At 32.8% G+C, this 19,966-nt stretch carries 16 protein-coding genes, 2 pseudogenes and 1 riboswitch; of the genes and pseudogenes, 14 read left to right on the top strand and 4 right to left on the bottom strand.

The genetic code is table 11. From position 1 onward, the window contains the following. Positions 1 to 222: 222 nt before the first annotated feature. Positions 223 to 2,577 carry an endopeptidase La gene (gene lon / locus BLV37_RS08585; protein WP_091730048.1) on the top strand — a complete coding sequence of 785 codons (2,355 nt, stop codon included), beginning with the start codon at positions 223 to 225 and terminating at the stop codon, positions 2,575 to 2,577. Beyond that, positions 2,567 to 3,160, top strand: a complete 594-nt coding sequence (yihA, locus tag BLV37_RS08580; protein WP_091730045.1) for a ribosome biogenesis GTP-binding protein YihA/YsxC — start codon at positions 2,567 to 2,569, stop codon at positions 3,158 to 3,160. Before lon ends, yihA begins: the two co-directional genes overlap by 11 nt. Positions 3,161 to 3,223: 63 nt before the next feature. Here yihA and rd read toward each other — a convergent pair whose 3' ends face one another. Further along, positions 3,224 to 3,385, bottom strand: a complete 162-nt coding sequence (gene rd / locus BLV37_RS08575; RefSeq protein WP_091730042.1) for a rubredoxin — start codon at positions 3,383 to 3,385, stop codon at positions 3,224 to 3,226. Between the two features lie 282 nt (positions 3,386 to 3,667). Between rd and BLV37_RS08570 the strand changes: the two genes are divergently transcribed. Continuing rightward, on the top strand, positions 3,668 to 4,054 hold the full coding sequence (locus tag BLV37_RS08570) for an ATP-binding protein (RefSeq protein WP_208975237.1): 387 nt from the start codon (positions 3,668 to 3,670) through the stop codon (positions 4,052 to 4,054). Positions 4,055 to 4,106: 52 nt separating this feature from the next. Here BLV37_RS08570 and BLV37_RS08565 read toward each other — a convergent pair whose 3' ends face one another. Next, entirely contained in the window at positions 4,107 to 5,414 is a 1,308-nt protein-coding gene (locus BLV37_RS08565) for a histone deacetylase family protein (protein WP_091730039.1), read from the bottom strand. After that, positions 5,404 to 7,071, bottom strand: coding sequence for a hydantoinase/oxoprolinase family protein (locus tag BLV37_RS08560; RefSeq protein WP_091730037.1), 1,668 nt, complete (start codon positions 7,069 to 7,071; stop codon positions 5,404 to 5,406). Before BLV37_RS08560 ends, BLV37_RS08565 begins: the two co-directional genes overlap by 11 nt. Before the next feature lie 220 nt (positions 7,072 to 7,291). On the opposite strand from BLV37_RS08560, the gene BLV37_RS08555 reads away from it, so the two are divergent. The 11 genes and pseudogenes from BLV37_RS08555 to BLV37_RS08505 all read left to right on the top strand — a co-directional run bounded on the left by BLV37_RS08555 (position 7,292) and on the right by BLV37_RS08505 (position 19,644). Next, positions 7,292 to 7,966 (top strand): CPBP family intramembrane glutamic endopeptidase, encoded by a 675-nt coding sequence (locus tag BLV37_RS08555; protein WP_091730034.1) that lies wholly within the window; start codon positions 7,292 to 7,294, stop codon positions 7,964 to 7,966. 177 nt (positions 7,967 to 8,143) lie between these two features. Further along, complete coding sequence (locus tag BLV37_RS08550; protein WP_091730033.1) at positions 8,144 to 9,289, top strand: SPFH domain-containing protein; 1,146 nt, start codon at positions 8,144 to 8,146, stop codon at positions 9,287 to 9,289. A gap of 2 nt (positions 9,290 to 9,291) precedes the next feature. Next, positions 9,292 to 10,029 (top strand): hypothetical protein, encoded by a 738-nt coding sequence (locus tag BLV37_RS08545; protein ID WP_091730030.1) that lies wholly within the window; start codon positions 9,292 to 9,294, stop codon positions 10,027 to 10,029. A 22-nt stretch (positions 10,030 to 10,051) separates the two neighbouring features. Continuing rightward, positions 10,052 to 10,480 (top strand): TM2 domain-containing protein, encoded by a 429-nt coding sequence (locus BLV37_RS08540; protein WP_091730027.1) that lies wholly within the window; start codon positions 10,052 to 10,054, stop codon positions 10,478 to 10,480. Positions 10,481 to 10,651: 171 nt separating this feature from the next. Next, positions 10,652 to 12,769: an S-layer homology domain-containing protein gene (locus BLV37_RS08535; RefSeq protein WP_091730023.1), complete on the top strand. Its 2,118-nt coding sequence runs from the start codon at positions 10,652 to 10,654 to the stop codon at positions 12,767 to 12,769. A 155-nt stretch (positions 12,770 to 12,924) separates the two neighbouring features. Further along, positions 12,925 to 13,803, top strand: a complete 879-nt coding sequence (locus BLV37_RS08530; RefSeq protein ID WP_244270504.1) for a DUF4846 domain-containing protein — start codon at positions 12,925 to 12,927, stop codon at positions 13,801 to 13,803. Between the two features lie 92 nt (positions 13,804 to 13,895). After that, positions 13,896 to 14,077: riboswitch (cobalamin riboswitch) on the top strand. Between the two features lie 200 nt (positions 14,078 to 14,277). After that, positions 14,278 to 14,979: pseudogene (locus tag BLV37_RS08525) on the top strand (cobyric acid synthase); the annotation flags it as partial. A gap of 187 nt (positions 14,980 to 15,166) precedes the next feature. Then, positions 15,167 to 16,138 carry an adenosylcobinamide-phosphate synthase CbiB gene (gene cbiB / locus BLV37_RS08520; protein WP_091730018.1) on the top strand — a complete coding sequence of 324 codons (972 nt, stop codon included), beginning with the start codon at positions 15,167 to 15,169 and terminating at the stop codon, positions 16,136 to 16,138. A 16-nt stretch (positions 16,139 to 16,154) separates the two neighbouring features. Next, positions 16,155 to 17,210 (top strand): threonine-phosphate decarboxylase CobD, encoded by a 1,056-nt coding sequence (gene cobD / locus BLV37_RS08515; protein ID WP_091730015.1) that lies wholly within the window; start codon positions 16,155 to 16,157, stop codon positions 17,208 to 17,210. A 51-nt stretch (positions 17,211 to 17,261) separates the two neighbouring features. Then, entirely contained in the window at positions 17,262 to 18,503 is a 1,242-nt protein-coding gene (locus tag BLV37_RS08510) for a helical backbone metal receptor (RefSeq protein ID WP_091730013.1), read from the top strand. 100 nt (positions 18,504 to 18,603) lie between these two features. Beyond that, on the top strand, positions 18,604 to 19,644 hold the full coding sequence (locus BLV37_RS08505; protein WP_091730011.1) for a FecCD family ABC transporter permease: 1,041 nt from the start codon (positions 18,604 to 18,606) through the stop codon (positions 19,642 to 19,644). A gap of 123 nt (positions 19,645 to 19,767) precedes the next feature. Here the strand turns inward: BLV37_RS08505 and BLV37_RS15175 are convergent. Further along, a pseudogene (locus BLV37_RS15175) lies at positions 19,768 to 19,966 on the bottom strand (IS110 family RNA-guided transposase); the annotation flags it as partial.

Below are 19,966 nucleotides of genomic sequence, written 5' to 3'. Positions count from 1 at the left end.
TATTAAATTAACAATAGATTTATGAAAAAATGGAATATATATGTTAGAATAAAGGTTAGAATAAGGTTAGAATAATACAAACAAATGTTGACTATAGACCAGTATTTAGGGTAACATGTATAATAGCTTTAATGAAAACTGGATATTTAATATAATATATACAAAATTACTTATTAAATAAGGTTTATATTATGAACATAGTAGCAAAAGGAGTTGAGCAAGATGGAAAAGCAAAATTATAAAGTGGAAAAAAGAAAAATACCATTGATACCATTAAGAGGACTTTCTATATTTCCATATATGGTTGTACATTTTGATGTAGGTAGAGATAAATCTATAAATGCCTTAGAGGAAGCTATGGTAAATGATTCTTTGGTTTTTTTAGCATCTCAAAAAGAAGCAAGTACAGATATGCCTGGACCAGAGGACTTTTATCACATTGGAACCGTATGTAAAATAAAGCAACTATTAAAGCTTCCGGGAGACTCTATTAGAGTATTGGTGGAAGGCATCAATAGGGGAAGGATAACCCAAATTTTAATGGAGGAACCTTTTTTTGAAGTTCAAATAGAAGAGCTGATATATGATGAAGAAATAAAAAAAGATAAGAAAACGGAAGCTCTTATGAGAATGGTTGTAGATTCATTTGAAGAATATGTTTCTGTAGGCAACAAATTATCAACAGAAGCTCTTTTAAACATATCAGAAATCCAGGAGCCTGGTAGGTTAGCCGATGTTATTGCATCTTATATATTTCTTAGTCTTGAGAACAAGCAGAAAATATTAGAAGCACTACATCCGTATAAGCGCTTGGAAACATTACAGATAATATTAAGAGAAGAAATAGAAATACTAAAGCTAGAAGAAAAAATAAATCAAAGAGTTAAAAAGCAAATAAACAAGGTTCAAAAGGAATACTATCTAAAGGAGCAGTTAAAGGCAATACAATATGAGCTTGGAGAAGATGATGAGCTACTAGAAGAAGTAGAAAACTATAGGGAAAAGATTGAGAGTATAAAAATGCCTGAAGAAGTAAAGGAAAAGGCTCTTAAAGAGGTAGATAGGCTATTAAAGCTATCTCCATCATCAGCTGAAACAGGCGTTATAAGAACTTATCTAGACTGGATAGTAGACTTGCCTTGGGATAAAGAAACTAAGGATAGAGTAGATATTAAGAAATCAAGAGAAATACTTGACGAAGATCATTTTGGCCTTGAGGACGTAAAAGAAAGAATACTTGAATATTTAGCAGTTCGAAAGCTGGCAAAGGGAATAAAAGGACCTATTATTTGCTTAGTAGGACCTCCTGGAGTAGGGAAAACTTCTATAGCTAGGTCTATAGCAAAGTCTCTTAATAGAAAGTTCGTCAGAATGTCCCTAGGCGGAGTAAGGGATGAAGCTGAAATAAGAGGACATAGGAGAACTTATGTAGGTGCAATTCCTGGAAGAGTTATATCATCTATTAGAAAGGTTGGTTCTAAGAACCCAGTATTTCTATTTGATGAAATAGATAAATTGAGTAGTGACTTTAGAGGAGATCCAGCATCAGCACTGTTAGAAGTATTAGACCCTGAACAAAACAATACCTTTACAGATCATTTTTTAGAAGCACCCTTTGATTTGTCCAAGGTCATGTTCATAACTACAGCCAATACTACTGCTTCCATACCAGCACCACTTCTTGATAGAATGGAAGTTATTAGAATATCAGGCTATACGGAAGAAGAAAAGCTTGAAATAGCTCTTAGATATTTACTTCCAAAGCAAATTAAAGAGCATGGATTAAAAGAAGCAAATATTCACATATCTGAAAATACTTTAAGAGATATAATAAACAGCTATACTAGGGAATCAGGTGTAAGAAACCTAGAAAGAAATATAGCAAATCTATGCAGAAAAGCGGCAAAAAGAATAGTGGAAGATAAAATTAAAATAGTTAGAATCAACAGCGGAAACTTAGATAAATATCTGGGCATACCAAAATATAGACACGAAAAAGCACATGAAGAGCACCAAGTAGGCATAGCAACAGGATTAGCTTGGACTGCTGTAGGCGGTGAAACTCTGTCCATAGAGGTAACACCTATGATTGGAACTGGAAAGCTTCAGCTTACTGGACAATTAGGAGATGTAATGAAGGAATCTGCCATGGCTGGAATAAGCTATATAAGGTCAAAGGTTTCAAATTTTAAAATAGATGAAAACTTTTATAAGGATAAGGATATTCACGTACATGTACCAGAGGGAGCTATTCCAAAAGATGGACCATCTGCAGGAATAACTATAGCAACAGCTGTTATTTCAGCACTTTCCGATGTACCAGTAAACAGAAATGTTGCTATGACTGGAGAGATTACATTAAGAGGAAGAGTTTTACCTGTTGGAGGCATAAAAGAAAAGGTATTAGCCGCAAACAGAGCAGGAATCACAAAGGTACTTCTTCCTATGGATAACAAAAAGGACGCAGAAGAGATCCCAGAAAAAGTTAAGAAAAAGATGGATTTTGTATTCGTAAGGACTATGGATGAGGTTTTAAGCCATGCCTTAGTAAAAGAGGAGCATAATAATGAAAATTAAAAAAGTAGAATTAGAGTCAGTAGCTGCAAAGCCAAACCAATATCCGGAGGAAGGCTTAGTTGAAATTGCGTTGGCAGGCAGATCTAATGTAGGTAAATCTTCATTAATTAATACATTAATAAATAGAAACAATTTTGCTAGAACTAGTTCTCAGCCTGGCAAAACTCAGACCATAAACTTTTATAATATTAATGGAGAATTTAGAATAGTTGACTTACCTGGGTATGGATATGCAAAGGTATCCATGGCTGATAGACAACGATGGGCAAACATGATAGAAACATATCTAACCAGTAGGAAAAGCCTTAAGGAAGTGGTGCTGCTTTTAGATATAAGACATGAGCCTGGAGAGCATGACAAAATGATGTATGATTGGATAAAATCCTTTGGATACAGTGGCTATATAATAGCTACAAAGGCAGATAAAATATCTAAAGGACAATGGCAAAAGCATGCAGGAATTATTAAGAAAAAGCTGGAGGTGTCAAATACTGATTTAATTATACCATTTTCAGCAGCTAAGAAATTAAATGTAGATAAGGTGTGGGAGAAGCTTGGTAGCATACTAGAATTAGTTGAATAAAATGCTCTCAAGATAAACCTCGTAAAGTTTAAAACCCCTGAAAATTCAGGGGTTTATGTAATATTATTCTTCTTTTTCAAACATATCCTTTTCTGCACCACATACTGGACATACCCAGTCCTCTGGTAATTCTTCAAAAGGAGTTCCTGGAGCTATACCGTTATCTGGATCCCCTTCAGCAGGATCATAAACATACCCACATGGCATACATACATATTTGTCCATAAAAATAATCCCCTTTCACACATAATTTTAAATACATCTTAATGATACCCTTAAAAACAAATTCTAAACTTAATTTGTTTCTAATATTATATAACAAATTTATAAAAAAATGTAGCTATATTTGTAAAACTATTAATATATACTATAATAGTAGTATAAAATATTGCAAAATGTTAAATAAGTGTTCCTAAATTTGATTAGAACTAGTTATTTAGGGTAAAATCATAATGAGAATACCTAAATAGTTTTGTAATTACTATATATAGATAGAAGGGATTCAAATTGAATTTTGCAATCAAGCACACAATAAAAAGCGATTTATATGAGATAAAATCAACTATGGATGATATCCTTGAAAGACTTTGTCAGATAATAAAGGACGAGTCTTTATTATTTGATATAAGACTCATATTAAATGAACTTATAGTAAATAGTGCATTACATGGTAACCATTGTGATAAGAACAAGCTTATTAAATTAGTCTTAGAGGTGCAGGATAAGCTAGTTAAAATAGAAATAATAGACGAAGGTTGCGGATTCGTGTATGATAAAGATTCTTATGATCCCTTAGAGCTTAGATGCTGTGGTAGAGGCTTAGTTTTAGTAGATGGTCTTAGTGACGAGTTTTATGTAAATAAAAACAAAGTAGTTTCAATAAAGTATATATAATATATAGAAAATACAAGCCTAGGTAAGAGTAATAATCTTGCCTAGGCTTTACTTATTTGGAGTAGTACATGTCATTTACTCTGTCTTGAAGATAGACCTTAGAGTAGCTTCCAGTGGAAATGGTTTTGTATAGCTTATGGCCTTTATCAATACAGGAGGAACAAGCATCTCTAGGTATGGTTATGGCATATATATTGTAGCCTATATCACTTTTAGACTTTATTGTATTTATTCCAGAGCATTTTTTACAAATTGAAAAGCTTTGAACTTGTTTTTCTAAAATACCATCAGTATCATAATATACCTGTCTAGACATATCTATATAATCTAAACCTTTAACATGGTCTAATCTCAAAGCATCTCTATTCTTCCAACGATTATATACTACCTGTGATAGCTTTTTAATATATTCTGTAATCTCGTCTGATTGCCTTAATTTATCCGGATTATAGTCTGGCTCCACTACATGAGAATAATCTAGTCCGGCCATGGCTAGTATTATACCTAAGTTAACATAGGGCAATGCTCCTTCAATAGAATAACCACCTTCAAGAACAGCCATATGTGGATTTAATTTACGATTAAGCTCTGCATAGCCTTGAGCTGAGAAATTCATATTAGTAATAGGGTCTGTGTAATGATTATCTTGACCGGCAGAGTTTATTATTATATCTGGCTTATAGTCATCTAATATAGGCAATACAACATTATCTAACACATATAAAAAACCTTCGTCTCCTGTTTGTGGAGGTAAAGGAATGTTTATATTGTATCCGTAGGCAGCAGGCCCACCAAACTCATCTATAGAGCCTGTTCCAGGGTAAAGAGTTCTTCCATCCTGATGAAAGGAAATAAATAATGTGTCCTTGTCATTCCAATATATATCTTGAGTCCCATCCCCATGATGACAATCACTGTCAATAATAGCTACTCGTAATGGTCCATACTCCTGTCTTATCCTTTCTAGCATTACTGCCTCAATATTTACAACGCAAAAGCCTCTATCACCGTATACAACTCTTTGTGCATGATGTCCTGGTGGGCGGACTAAAGCAAAGGATTTATCTACTTCTTTTTCTATAACTGCTTCAAAAGCCTTTATAGCACCGCCAACAGATATTAAATGAGATTGGGTAACTCTCGCCTTAACATTAGGCACGCAAAAATGTACTCTCTCAATATCCTTTTCAGTAGCTATAATGGGATTATAAAATTGTATACCTTCAATATCCCCAATTCCTTCCTCAAATAACTGATCCTGTGTATAAAGGAGTCTTTCTTCTCTTTCAGGATGAGTAGGGCTAATAGCCCAGTCAAATGCAGGGAAAAAAACTAATCCTAATTTATTTTTAGCCTTCATGGTTTAACACCTCCAAAAGACCAGGTTTAATTTGAGCCTTTATTCTTATATTTTTACCAGTAGTGTAAAATCCACTTACTTTATTAAAGAAGCTTTCCTCTACTATTTCAGCCTCTATTTCTTCCGCATAGGCACCTATAGATTTGGCATGCTCCTTAAGCAATTCTATAGCTTTTTTTCTTGCAGAATCTAAAGAGAAATCCTTATTAATCTTTTCGTATATTCCTAGCTCAGAAACAGATAATATCCCTTGAGAAGTGTCTGCCAGCATATTTATTTCAGCAGTAGGCTTAGCTAGGGCAGCACCTACTGCATTAGCTATATGGTAGTTTTTCGGACAATGGCATGGAATACTGAGCTTCTTTTCTAAATATGGAGCTAAAACCTTAGCAGGACCACCAATAATATGGATAAGCTTAGGATTAAGTTTTTTTCCATGTAGCAGCTCTTTTACGGTATAAACTGGTCTGCTATTTATTTCATACAAAAGCTCACTAATCTTATCTTTAACCATATCTCCCATAGTTTCAAGAATTAACTTAGCTGTATCTAATTCTGATAAGCCTAATTGTTTACCTAGTATATTCATGGAATCATAAGCTAATTTCCTATCTCCTGCTTGTATTTCTCCTAGTACTATCATGGCATCAGTTGGAGTAGGCTTTGGACCACCAAAAGCATAAGGCTTACCTTCTCGATGTGGACCTATTCTGATATTTCCTTTATCTATATTGATACTACTGTCTCCACCTAAGCCGATGGAAACACTATAAACTGACCTTACTAAGGTTTTGTAGCTGTTTATCTGGATGCCTAAAGGTTCAAATAGCGGTACTCCATCAGCTAGAAAAAATATATCTGTAGTTGTTCCACCTATATCTAATAAAATAGCATCCTTATCAGTTTCAAGCATAGCACTTATTCCCATAAAGCTAGCAGCTGGACCTGAAAGAATAGTTTCAACAGGTTTTTTTTCAGCTGCCTCAAGACTCATAGTACCTCCATCAGCTTTAAGTATGAATAAGGGTGCATGGATTCCTTCTTTTTGACAGGATCTTCTTATATTATTTGAAAAGTTCATAAAGGTATTATGTACAGCAGCATTTAAATAAGAAGTGAATACTCTCCTAGGGAAATTTAACTTTCCAGACATAGTATGTCCCATAGTAATATTTGAAAAATCTTTAGATAGTAGCTCTTTAATCTTTATTTCATGATTTGGATTTCTATTAGAAAATTTAGTAACTACAGCGCAAGCTTCTATATTTTTTTCTTTAAATAGAGAGACAGCCTCCTCTATTTCTTTTAACTCCAACTCTCTAACTAATTTTCCACCATGATTTACATATCCAGAGATAAATACATTCTCATCACCGCAGGCTAAAAAATCATGTGGAAGGCCAGGACCGCTTTGAATAATCATACCTACAGAGGAAGTATTGTTTTCAACAATTGCATTAGTAGATACAGTAGTGCTTAAATTAATTCTACTAATTTTAGACTTATCATGTCCTAAAAGAAGCTCTTTTAAAGTAGTCCAGATAGATTGAAATACATTATCCCTGTCATTAGGTTTTTTAACTGTTTTAATAATCCGCCCATCTTCAATAATTACTGCATCTATATGGGTTCCCCCCATATCTAATCCTACAATCAATTTAAATCCTCCTTGCATTTTATATTTGGGATTCTAACACCATTATATCTTTAATCTAAGTTTATTATCAAGCAAGGAGAGAAACCATTATAATAAAATAGTCCATAAACAATGACTGTAAAGAAGTTATATATTTTTATGCTATTGAAGAATAAACTCATAATTGATAATATTAAATATATGATTGCTATACTTATTAAGGCTAAAAAGAAGGTGCATTATGAAATATAAAAATAGAAGTTTTATAATTATTTCATCAATCATTGCCTGTATTATCCTGTATTTTATTGAACAGGTTTTAGTTATGAGCTATCTAGTTAAAACCTTGTCAAAAATACTTTTTTTCACCATTTTACCATATAGCTATATTCGTCTAATTAGCCAAGACTATGAGAGAAATAGGATTAAGCCTAATAAAAAAGACTTATATTTAGGGGTAGGTTTAGGATTGTTTTCCTTTATGGTTATTATTGCTGCATATGCTATCTTAAAGGATACAATAGATTTAAAATCTATTGCTAATGAACTACAAACTAAATCTAAAGTAAATCCAAGGAACTTTCTTTTTGTTGCATTCTACATAACTTTTATTAATTCTTTTTTAGAGGAATTTTTTTTCAGAGGATTTATTTTTTTGAATTTATATAAATTAGGCTTTAAAAAGGGAGCATATATATTTTCATCAATTTTGTTTTCCCTATATCATATAGGTATATTTAAAAATTGGTTTAATCCATTGCTAATAATCCTAGCAGTATCAGGCCTTATTTCAGTAGGCTTTATATTTAATTATATAGACACAAAATCTAAAAGCTTTATAAATTCCTGGATAGTACATATATTAGCTGATGCAGCTATTATGTTAATAGGGCTTAGAATGTTCAATATGCTTTAGAATGCTACAAACCTTGCAGTAATTGTCCATAGAATATAAGCTTTTAAAAAAATTCGAAAAATAGAGGGAAAAAGAAATAAATATAGAATGATATTAATTATGTTACGTCTATTTTGCTCAGTAAAGGGCTAGCTTTAGAAATATAAAATATTACATGGATTTTGGAGGTGACAACAGTTGGCTATTATAGATGTTATTAAATTTAACGGCATACAGAATAGGGATTGGCTTATTTACCGATATCCAGGAGATAATTTTTCCACAGGTACTCAGCTTATAGTAAATGAAGGCCAAGTAGCAGTTTTTGTAAAAGGTGGCAGGGCTTTAGATTATTTTTCTCCAGGCACTTATACCCTTAATACTAACAATATACCTATTTTAAAGTCTTTTATTAATATCCCCTTTGGAGGTCGAACACCCTTTACTGCTGAGGTGTTTTTCATAAATACAACTGCAAAGCTTGATATTTTATGGGGAACTACGGATCCTATAAGCTTAATAGACCCTAAATATACTGTTAGATTGAGAGTAAGGGCTTTTGGTCAATTTGCAATGAAAATTATTGACTACCGTGTATTTTTAACAGAGCTTATAGGAGCAGTAGGTGATGGACAAGTTGTAAAATATGATATTGTAACTAGGTATTTCAGAGGAGTTATTGCAGCAAAAATTAAAACCATCATTGCAGATATAATAATCAATCAAAGGATTTCTGTCTTAGAGATTACTCCTAGGCTAGAAGATATTTCTAATGAAGCAATGAGACGTATTTCTGGTGAATTTCACCGCTTTGGAATTGATATAATTAACTTTTACATATCATCTGTTAATTTTCCAGATGAAGACTTTGCCGTTATCAATAGAATACTTGGAGAAAAAGCAGCCTTTGATATCATAGGAGACAATCGCTACAATATAAAGAGATCCTTTGATGTAATGGAAACAGCAGCAGGCAATGAAGGCGGAGGAAGTATTGCCTCTGCAGGTATAGGACTGGGTCTTGGTGCTGGAGCAGGTATAGCTGTAGGGAATACTTTTGCAGCAGCAGCGGGGAGTGTTGTTAATACACCGCCTAAGACTATAAGCTGTAATAAATGTGGTACTGCAAATCCAGAGGGAACTAAGTTTTGCCCAAATTGTGGTGAAAAAGTTTCAATCATTAAGATAGAATGTTTTTCTTGTAAAAGTCCAGTAGATGATAGTGCTAAATTCTGTCCTAATTGTGGAAGTTCAATGCAGAAGAAAGCATGCCCAAATTGTAATGTTGAAAGTTCACCTGGAGTTAAGTTTTGCCCAGAATGTGGAACTAAATTGGAGGGTTAATTATGAATAATAAGACCTCGTCTGCTTCTATCATCAAAGCTTTAGGCTGCATAATATTTGATATTGCTATAATACTAGGATTTTATAGAGCCTTTGGTTTGTTTTTTATTATTGCTCCTGATAAATCAGCCTTAATGCTTTTATTTTTACTTTTAGGACTTGCGCTTTTAAATGCAGTAATTATTTTTCCAAGACCATTCTTTAAAGTCTTAGGAGTGCCATATTCTATTTCTATGATAATATTAACTGTATTCTATGTACTTATATCTAATACTCTTTCTATTCTCTTCATAGGGGGAGCTCTTGTAGGATATTTAGTTTGGCAGCTAATCTTAATTGCAGCTTATTTAGTTATCTTTGCTTTAATATTGTTTTTTGTAGGTAAGGTAGAGGAAGATAATATTAGAGATGAAAAGGAACAAAGAGATAAAACTTTAATTAAGCTATATTTAATGAACATAGAAGCAGCTTTAGGTGAAAAAGAAAATGGGGAAGAAGCTTCTAGAATTCTAACATTGTTTAAATCCTTAAAAGAAAGAATTAATGCATCTACTCCCTTTGGAAGAATTACCAACAATTTTGCGGTTTTAGATTTAGAGGAGAAAATAAAGAGAAATTTAATTTCCATAGAAGAGATTCTTAAAATAGATTTAAATGAAGATAATTTATTAGAGCTTGAAAAACTGCTTGAAAGCACAAAAAATCTTGTTATTAATAGAGAAAGCTTAAATATTAAATAGATATTATAGAGGAGTGATTTTAATGAGTATGAAATATTGTCCATCCTGTGGTGCTTCTTTAGATTTAAGTGCAAGAGAATGTAAATACTGTGGAGAAGCTATAGCTGCTGCACCACAACAGCCACAAGCACCCCAATATCAGGCACAGCCTCAATATCAACAGCCACAAGGACCTCAATATCAGGCTATCCCACAGGGAACACCACCTATAGGACAGCCTATGTATGCTACTGGTGCACCTGTTAAGACTAAAAGCAAGACTACTGCAGGAATACTTGCAATTTTACTAGGAGGTCTTGGAGTACATAAGTTTTACTTAGGAAAAATTGGTTTAGGAATATTATATATACTTTTCTGTTGGACATACATTCCAGCTATTGTTGGGTTAATAGAAGGCATTATTTATCTTACCCAAAGCGATGAGGATTTTTATAGAAAACATGTTAAATAAATAGGATAAGATTTTGTCTACAAACTAAAAGCTGCATTAAATGCAGCTTTTATGTTTCTAATCATTTAGTATTGAACCATATCCTTCTAGAAAATTTTATTGGATTAGAAGGAACTTTTTTCAAAATGATTCGTCTTATAATAAGATTAAATATTAAATGGAGGGTTTATAATGAAACGAAGTATATCTTTAATCTTATCAATGCTATTGCTCTTTACATTCATTTTACCAGTCAGTGCTTTAGAGGGTTATGATAAAGAGCTAGAAAATGCTATAAAAAAAGCAAAAACATTATTTGACACAACTCAATATGATAAGTTTGAATCCTACATAAACAGCTATTCATCAACGGTGGAATATTATTTAAGATGGTATGATAGCAAAGAAAAGCTAGGAGGAATGGAAGTAACCATTGACTCAGACGGCATGGTAAGAAATTACTATAAATATAATTACAATGAGGAAATGGGTACTAATACTTTTCCAAAGGTAAGTAAGGAAGAAGGATTAAAAGCTGCAAATGAATTTTTGAAGAAGATAAATCCAGAGCTATATTCTAAGGTGAAATATGAAGAAAATAATGAGCCATTAAATATTTATGACAGAATGTACTATTACAATTATTATAGAGTAGAAAATGGAATACCCTTTTATCAAAATAATATATACTTAAGTGTAAACAATAAAACTGGTGAAGTGCAAAGCTATGGATGCTATTGGGATAAAGTTCTTAAGTTTGATGACAAGGACAACATTATAGGAATAGAAGCTGGTCAAAAGGCATTTATAGAAAAAATAGGATTAAAGCTAGTATATAAACTGGATTACAGCAATAGGGAATATAAGCCTTATGTCGTATATACAAGCCTAGATACTAATAAGGCTATTGATGCTAAAACAGGAGAGCCTGTGAGCATATATAGCTATTATAGATATGCTGCTGGAGAAGAAATGACTAAAGACTCCTCTGTGGCAAACGATAGTGGCGAAATAGTTCTTTCACCAGAGGAATTAGATGCTATAGACAAGATGAAGGATATAATAAGCAAAGAAGAAGCAGAAAAAACTGCAAGACAGCTTTTAAATATAAGCACTGATTATAAGCTAGATGGAATAAACCTATATAATGACTGGTATAACAAAAATGACCATACATGGAACATGTATTTTTCAAACAAAGACAATAGTAATATTAGTGTAACTATAGATGCAAAAAACAAAGAGCTTAAGAGCTTTTACAGATACAACCCATATTTAGAAAAGGAAACAGTAAAGTACACAAAAGACCAATTACAAAAGAAGGCAGAGGATTTTATAAAGAAAGTCCAGGGGGATAAGTTTAATATAGTAGAGCTTGTAGAAATAAATGAGCCAATAGTAAGACCTTTACTAGAGGGAGAGGAGCCAAGACAATATTACTTTACATTTACTAGAAAGGTAAAAGATGCCTATTTCCCAGGCAATGGCTTTAGCTTGAATTTAGATGCAGCAACAGGAGAGATAACTAGCTATAACTATAGTTGGTATAAAGGACAGCTTCCATCAACAGATAAGGTAATGAGCCTTGAAAAAGCATATGGTATTTTGTTTAGAGAAATAGGTATGGAGCTACAATATATAGGGGATAGCGATCATAGATATTTTGAAGAGTACGGGGAGCAAGGCGAAGCTAAGAATGCTAAGCTTGTTTATTCCATAAAACAAGGTAAACCATTAAATATAGACCCATTTACTGGTGAGCTTTTATATGGCTTAGGAAGACCATATAAAGAAAGTGACATATCTCAATACAAGGATATAGAAGATAGCTTTGCTAAAATGGAAATAGAAGCATTAGCTAAATATGGTATATCATTCCCTGGGGATAAGTTTAATCCAAAAGAAGGTATAAAGCAAAAGGACCTTTTATATCTAATGCTAAAAGCAAAAGGGTATTACTATGATTTATCCTATGAAGATAAAGATTTTATTGAAAAGCTTTATAGATATTTAGTAAGAGAAAGCATTATAAAAGAAAATGAAAAGTCTCCCGAAGCTATAGTTACTAGAGAAGAAGCTACAAAATTTATTGTAAGGGCTTTAGGCTATGACAAAGTGGCAAGCATAGAAGGTATTTACAGCTTAAGTTTCAAAGATGCTGACAAGATAACAAAAGACCTTAAGGGACATGTAGCAATAGCTACAGGCTTAGGTATATTACAAGGATATGATGGGAACTTTAATCCAAAGACAAATTTAACCAGGGAACAGGCAGCAGTTGTAGTATTTAATTATTTGAATGTAAAATAATTTGTTCTGGATATATTAAAATAGTTTAAGAATTTTAGCAAAGTCTCAAAGCATTAAATTTCTGCAAGCTTTTATGCTTGTGGCATAGTATAGGCTTTGAGACTTTGTCATAATAATGTATTTTTCTAACCTCTGAAATCAATAGGAGTGATATGATGAACAGAATGGCTGTTATTTTCTTACTTGTAATATTATCTCTTACAGGCTGTGCAACAGATAAAAACAGTATTGAACTATCAGAATCTATTAATAGGCCATCAGAATCTAAAGTGGTTAAAAATACTAGCCATATAATTTCTGATGGTATTACTATTGAAACTAGATACTTACCCCCAGAAGGATATACAAAGGTGGAAGTGGTAAAAGGAAGCTTTGAAGAATTTTTGCGCAATCAAAGGCTAAAGCCCTATGGAGAAAAGGCTTTATATTATGATGGTAGGGAAAAATCTCCAAAGGGAATCTATGATAGTGTAATAGATGTGGATATTGGGCATAGAGATTTACATCAATGTGCAGATGCTATTATGCTTTTACGAGGAGAATACTTATACTCAATTGGTGCTTATGCTAAAATAAATTTTAACTTTGTATCTGGCTTTAAGGCTGAATATAATAAATGGATGGAAGGATATAGAATAAAAGTTGAGGGGAATAATGTAAGCTATTATAAGGCAACAGAGCCATCTAATACCTATGAAGACTTTAGGAAATTCATGGATATGGTGTTTGCTTATTCAGGGACCTTATCCTTGGAAAAGGAATTAGAAAGTGTTCATATAGATGATATGAAAATAGGGGATGTATTTATAGTTGGAGGTTCCCCAGGTCATGCAGTGGTTGTAATGGATATGGCTGTAAACCAAAATAATGAAAAAATATTTATATTGGCCCAATCATATATGCCTGCCCAGCAAACTCAAATACTTATAAATCCTAATGAAGAAAACATGAGTCCTTGGTATTCTCTAAAGGATTGTGAAAAGCTAATAACTCCAGAATGGATATTTGAATTAAATCAATTAAAGAGATTTTGAAACATAATTATTTTAGAGTAATCTAAATATTCATCCATAATTTCAAAACCATTGACAAAAGTATATTCTTTAAATATAATTATTACGAAGATAAAATTAAATAGTTTCAGGGTGCTTCTAAATAGAAGTTAAAAGGGAAAGAGGTGAAAAGCCTCTACAGCCCCCGCTACTGTAAACAGGGATGAAATCTTCCATATACCACTAGGAAACTGGGAAGGGGAAGAAAGTAAAGTGATCTGTGAGTCAGGATACCTGCCATGAAACAAGCAACTAACTGTTCCGGAGGGGAGCATGTTAACTTCATTGTATGAATTTAACACATAGGGCACCCTATGTGTTTAATTTTTTTTGTTCTTAAATTCTTACATAGTAAATCCCCTAGCAGTTAGATCTTAGTTCCTAGCTCTTAGCTAACAACTAGCAACTAGCAACTAACAACTAAAATAGGGAGGTGATTTTTTGTCACATAATATTATGCTTCAAGGAACTGGCTCATCTGTTGGGAAAAGTATTTTAACAGCTGCATTGTGCAGAATATTTAAACAAGATGGCTATAAAGTAGTACCCTTTAAATCACAAAATATGTCCTCAAAATCTTGGACCTTACCATATGGAAGAGAAATTTCAATAGCTCAAGCAATTCAGGCAGAGGCGGCTGAGATGACTCCGTTAGTAGAGATGAATCCAATCTTACTTAAGCCTATGAGTGATATTGGAAGTCAGGTCATCATAAATGGAGAACTTTTTAAGCACATGACAGCTAGTGAATATCATGAAAAAAAGCCAAAGCTTAAAAGTATAATAAAGCAAGCCTATGATAGACTTTCCTCAACCTTTGATATAGTAGTTATTGAAGGGGCAGGTAGCCCAGCAGAAATAAATCTTAGAGAAAATGATATCGTAAATATGGGGTTGGCAGAGCTAGTAGATGCTCCTGTTGTTCTTGTAGGAGATATAGATAAAGGTGGAGTATTTGCTTCCATATACGGAACTATAATGCTCATGTCTCAAAGTGAAAGAGAAAGAGTAAAGGGATTTATTATAAACAAATTCAGAGGAGATGTAGAGCTATTAAAGCCAGGAATTAAGATGATTGAAGAGCTAGTAGAAAAGCCTTGTCTTGGAGTAATTCCATATATAGATATTAACCTTGAGGAAGAGGATAGCCTTATAGACAAAGGAAAGGAGAATCTTCTTAAAGACCATGGAATGCTCCAAAGCTTAAAGGAGAAGTGCAGCAATCTTGAAAAAGACGTGGAACAAGAATATAAAAATTTGAGAAGTAAAGAATTTGATAAAATAGCCCTAGCAGTTAGAGCAAATACAGATATAAATAAAATAAAAGAAATAATGGGGTTATAAAATGCTAAACTCAACTATTCTTATTGTATCCGTAGTCTTAGATTATATATTAGGAGATCCACCAAACTGGCCTCATCCAGTACGCTTTATAGGATATATTATAAAAAAATACGAGAAGCTTATTAGAAGCACTAAGTGGATGAATTTAAGATTTGGAGGTTTTTTACTTACAGGAGGGACACTGATTACAGTAGTAGGAGTATCATATGTAATACTCTATATAGCTGAAAATATTCACTTTGCTTTTAAAATAATTATAGAGATTTATCTTGTTTATTCATTATTAGCAGGTAAATGCTTAGATGTGGAAACTATGAAGGTATACAATGCATTAGAAGAAAATGATTTGCAAAAAGGTAGGCAAATGCTATCCTACTTAGTTGGCAGACATACTTCACAGCTTAGTAATGAAGAAATAATAAGAGGAGCTGTTGAAACAGTTGCTGAAAATACAATAGACGGTGTTCTTGCTCCCCTATTTTATTTAGCTTTAGGATTTTATTTTAGGATTCCAGTTCAAGGAATTCTTTTGTACAAAACGATAAATACCTTAGACTCAATGGTAGGATATGTGCAGGAGCCTTATAGAGAAATAGGCTATGCATCAGCAAAGCTCGATGATATAGCTAACTATATTCCTGCAAGATTAGGAAGCATAATCATGATATTATCAGGTATGATTTTAGGCTACAACTGGAGAAATGGTATTAGAATACTTAAAAAAGATAGGAGAAACCATAAAAGTCCTAACTGTGGATATCCGGAGTCTGCAGTGGCTGGGCTATTAGAGGTACAGCTCGGAGGGACTAATACTTATTTTGGAGAAGTTGTCTACAAGCCAACCATAGGAAATGCTATTAAAAAACTAAAACCAGAATATATAAAAGACACTATAAGGATAATGTATGGAGCTGAAGCCATAGTAGTTCTTGTTATGATAATTGGCTTTACAATATGCGAATTCACACTATAAAACAGGAGGAACAGATATGAATAAGCATGGCGGATATTATGGAGAAGATCAAAATAATGTAATAGATTTTAGTGTGAATATAAATCCATTAGGAGTATCAAAAAACTTAGTAGAAGCACTGAAGAAAGAGCTAGAAAAAATGGAGAGATATCCAGAAATAGATGGAATAAGTGCAAAGGAAATCCTAGCAAAGCATTTATCCACAAAAAGCGAAAAAATAATACTAGGAAATGGAGCTACTGAATTAATATATTTATTCGCGAGAAGCATAAATCCTAAAAAAGTACTTATAGTCCAGCCTACATTCACAGAATATAAAAAAGCCTTTGAACTAGTAGGTAGCAGTATATACAGCTTTGTTACTAAAGAAGAAGACAATTTTACTATCCATATAGGAGATTTAGTTGCTGAGTTAGATTCTTTAAAACCAGATGTATTAGTGCTTTGTAATCCAAACAATCCTACAGGAACGTTCACAAATATGAATGATTTAATTCCTGTATTAAACAAACTAAAGGAAATAGGTGGGTATTTGTTTATAGATGAGTCATTTATCGATTTTACAGATGAGGTACCATATTTATCCTTAATATATGAATACAATATTTTCATACTAAGATCTATGACAAAAATATTTGCAGTACCAGGCCTAAGATTGGGATATGGTGTGGCAAATGAAGAGACCATATCAAGACTTTATCATATGAAGGAGCCTTGGACTATAAATAGTCTTGCTCTCAGTAGTGTACCTATTCTATTAAATGATGTGGAATACACAATGAAAACAAAAAAGTGGTATGAGGAAGAGAAAAAAATTTTATTTCAAGAATTAGATAAGATTAAAGACATCAAAGTATTTTATGGAAAAGCAAACTTTTTTCTAATTAAGCTTTTACAAAAAGACTCCTATTCATTAAAAAATTATTTGCTAAGCAAAGATGTGTATATTAGAACCTGTGACGATTTCATAGGGCTATCCAATGAATATATAAGGGTGGCAGTAAGAAATAGAGAAGAAAATATTAAGCTAGTGTCAGAAATTAGAGAGTACTTCGAAAAGTTAAGTTCTTAATAAAGTCATTAAAACCTATTGATAAATACTAAAAATGTGGAGGGACACAATATGAAAAAAATATCTAGATTGCTTTTAGTTACAATCTTATTAACTGCATTATTTTCAAACCTTGTTTTTGCATCAGGTGTAAGCTTTAAAATAGACGGGGCAACAAAAGCTATAGCTACAGAATCTAAGGATGGCAGAACATATATATCGGGAAATAGCTTAAAAGGTTTTGGATTAGATATTAGTACTAGCGGGAATACAATAGTAGCAAAAAATAAGGAAGTAGAGTTTAAATTCACACTAAACACAAATAAAGTAAAGGTAAATAATACAGACTTCATACTAGATTCAAAATCATATAAAAAAGGACAAGAGGTTTATTTACCATTTAGATTTATCCTTGAAACATTAGGCTATGATGTAAAATGGGATAATAGCACTAAGGGAATAAAAGCAGATAAACAAAAAAAGATATCTTATCCTGTAACCATCGAAAGCAATGGAGTAAAATATACTGTATCAAAAGAGCCTGGGACTATAGTTTCCTTAGCACCAGACGTAACTGAAACCCTGTTTGCTATAGGAGCAGGAGAGAAGGTAAAGGGTAGAACTAAATATTGTAACTATCCTAAAGAAGTTGAAGGAATAAAGGAAGTAGGCTCAATGACAGAGCCAAGCATAGAAACTATAATCGATATAGGGCCAGAGCTCGTAATAGCTGCTACTCACTATAAAGAAGAGGTCTTAAACAAGCTTAAGGAAGGGAAAATAGCTATACTGGCTAAGGAATCGCCAAAAACTTTAGACGAAATGTACACAGACACATTAAAAATAGGTGCAGTAGTAAATAGAAACTATGAAGCTAGGGCACTAGTGTCATCTATGAAATCAAAAGTGGAAACTGTTCAAATGCATACAAGAAATATTAAAAGTAAACCTACTGCTTATTATGTTGTAGGGACAGGTCAATATGGAGAATACACAGCCGGTAAAGATACTTTTGTAGCAGAGATAATCAGAATAGCAGGTGGAATAAATGCCGCTGATGATGTAACAGGCTGGAAATATAGTCTGGAAAAGCTTATAGATAGAAATCCAGATTATTTATTTGGAGCGCAGTGGGATTATGAAACAATGACTACGAGCAATAATTATCAGGGATTAAAAGCTATTAAAAACAGTAATTTTAAAGTAGTAAATGTAGATATATTTAGTAGGCCTTCAGCAAGGGCAATAGATGAAGGATTGAAAATTCTTGTTGAAATGTTCCATAAGGATATAGTAAAAAAACTAAGCTTTTAGTAATAAACAAGCTACTATTGGGAGGAAGTTTTGTTCTCCTCAATAGTAGCTCATAAATGAGTAAATAGCACAACAAAATAGATTAAGAGCGTGATAATACATGAAAAAAAACAGTAAGATAAAATTTATAGTGCTACTAGTAATTTTAGTTGTGTCAATAATTTTTTCTATAACAGTAGGAGCAGTAAATATTCCTATAGAGGATACGGTGAAAATATTATTTAAAAATGTTAGCTTTCTAAGTTCTAAAATAGATATAAGCAGTATAAAAGAGTCAAATATATTCATTGTATGGAGTATAAGGCTTCCTAGAATACTACTTGCTGTTTTAGTTGGAAGTGTACTAGCTGTAGTAGGGAGCTCATATCAGGCAATATTTAAAAATCCGATGGCAGACCCATATGTAATGGGCGTGTCTTCAGGAGCAGCCTTTGGAGCAACTATAGGAATCATACTAGGACTTAATAAAGGAATAATTGGATTTGGACTCACATCTATATTTGCCTTTGTAGGTGCATTAATTACAACCATAATAGTTTACAATCTAGCCATAAGTGGAAACAAAATATCTACTACATCTATACTACTTGCGGGCATAGTAATGAGCTCTATTTTATCCTCTGGAATATCTATAATGATGATATTTAACCATGAAGAGCTATCAAGGATTGTATCTTGGACCATGGGAAGCTTTAATGGAGCTAGCTGGAATCAAATTAGTATTATAGTCATCCCTATTATTGTAGGCTTATTATTTCTTATTAGTATATCAAGAGAGATGAATGCCATAGTTATGGGAGAGGAAGATGCTCAAAATATTGGGGTAAATGTGGAGAGAGTAAAGAAGATGATTTTAATAACAGCCTCCTTACTTTCAGCATGTGTTGTATCTGTAAGTGGTATAATAGGTTTTGTAGGTATAATAGTGCCACATTTATTTAGACTTTTGTTTGGAGCAGATCACAAGCTGCTTTTACCTGTATCTGCCATAGGTGGAGGCATATTTTTATTGATTAGCGACACATTAGCTAGGACTATAGTACCTGGTTTTGAAATACCCGTAGGAATAATTACTTCAATTTTTGGAGGACCATTTTTCCTATACTTACTAAAAAGATCAAAGAGTAGAAAGCTAATATAGAGCAATCTGGTAATATGTCAAGAGATGATTTTTAAAGAAAATAAAAGAAACAATTAAAAAAGAGTAATCTTAATAGAACCTATAATTTTTTTGAGAAAAATAGGTTTGAGAAGGGAAAATATTTTATTGAATCTCTCCAACTTTATCGGTGGAGTAGATTTGATTTTTAGTCAGCAATCCAAAAATCAGTCGTACTAATTTACGAGATGTAAGTGCGAGTGCTCTTTTATGTTGGTGGGTAGTTACTTCACCGTACTTCTTGTAATAAAATTGTTTATACTCTGGTATATGGTTTCGAACACTGTTAGCAGCCTCAATCAGG

It is taken from the genome of Proteiniborus ethanoligenes, assembly GCF_900107485.1.
GTDB classification, from domain to species: Bacteria; Bacillota; Clostridia; order Tissierellales; family Proteiniboraceae; genus Proteiniborus; species Proteiniborus ethanoligenes.
The sequence above is the reverse complement of the archived record's forward strand: the minus strand, read 5'-3'. Positions and strand labels throughout refer to the sequence as shown.

Bases quoted from the DNA above. Each gene is read 5' to 3' on its own strand.
- BLV37_RS08505 (WP_091730011.1), top strand. From the start codon at position 18,604: ATGAAAAAAAACAGTAAGATAAAATTTATAGTGCTACTAGTAATTTTA.
- cbiB (WP_091730018.1), top strand. From the start codon at position 15,167: ATGCTAAACTCAACTATTCTTATTGTATCCGTAGTCTTAGATTATATA.
- BLV37_RS08555 (WP_091730034.1), top strand. From the start codon at position 7,292: ATGAAATATAAAAATAGAAGTTTTATAATTATTTCATCAATCATTGCC.
- yihA (WP_091730045.1), top strand. From the start codon at position 2,567: ATGAAAATTAAAAAAGTAGAATTAGAGTCAGTAGCTGCAAAGCCAAAC.
- BLV37_RS08530 (WP_244270504.1), top strand. From the start codon at position 12,925: ATGAACAGAATGGCTGTTATTTTCTTACTTGTAATATTATCTCTTACA.
- cobD (WP_091730015.1), top strand. From the start codon at position 16,155: ATGAATAAGCATGGCGGATATTATGGAGAAGATCAAAATAATGTAATA.
- BLV37_RS08565 (WP_091730039.1), bottom strand. From the start codon at position 5,414: ATGAAGGCTAAAAATAAATTAGGATTAGTTTTTTTCCCTGCATTTGAC.
- lon (WP_091730048.1), top strand. From the start codon at position 223: ATGGAAAAGCAAAATTATAAAGTGGAAAAAAGAAAAATACCATTGATA.
- BLV37_RS08510 (WP_091730013.1), top strand. From the start codon at position 17,262: ATGAAAAAAATATCTAGATTGCTTTTAGTTACAATCTTATTAACTGCA.
- BLV37_RS08545 (WP_091730030.1), top strand. From the start codon at position 9,292: ATGAATAATAAGACCTCGTCTGCTTCTATCATCAAAGCTTTAGGCTGC.
- BLV37_RS08540 (WP_091730027.1), top strand. From the start codon at position 10,052: ATGAGTATGAAATATTGTCCATCCTGTGGTGCTTCTTTAGATTTAAGT.
- rd (WP_091730042.1), bottom strand. From the start codon at position 3,385: ATGGACAAATATGTATGTATGCCATGTGGGTATGTTTATGATCCTGCT.
- BLV37_RS08535 (WP_091730023.1), top strand. From the start codon at position 10,652: ATGAAACGAAGTATATCTTTAATCTTATCAATGCTATTGCTCTTTACA.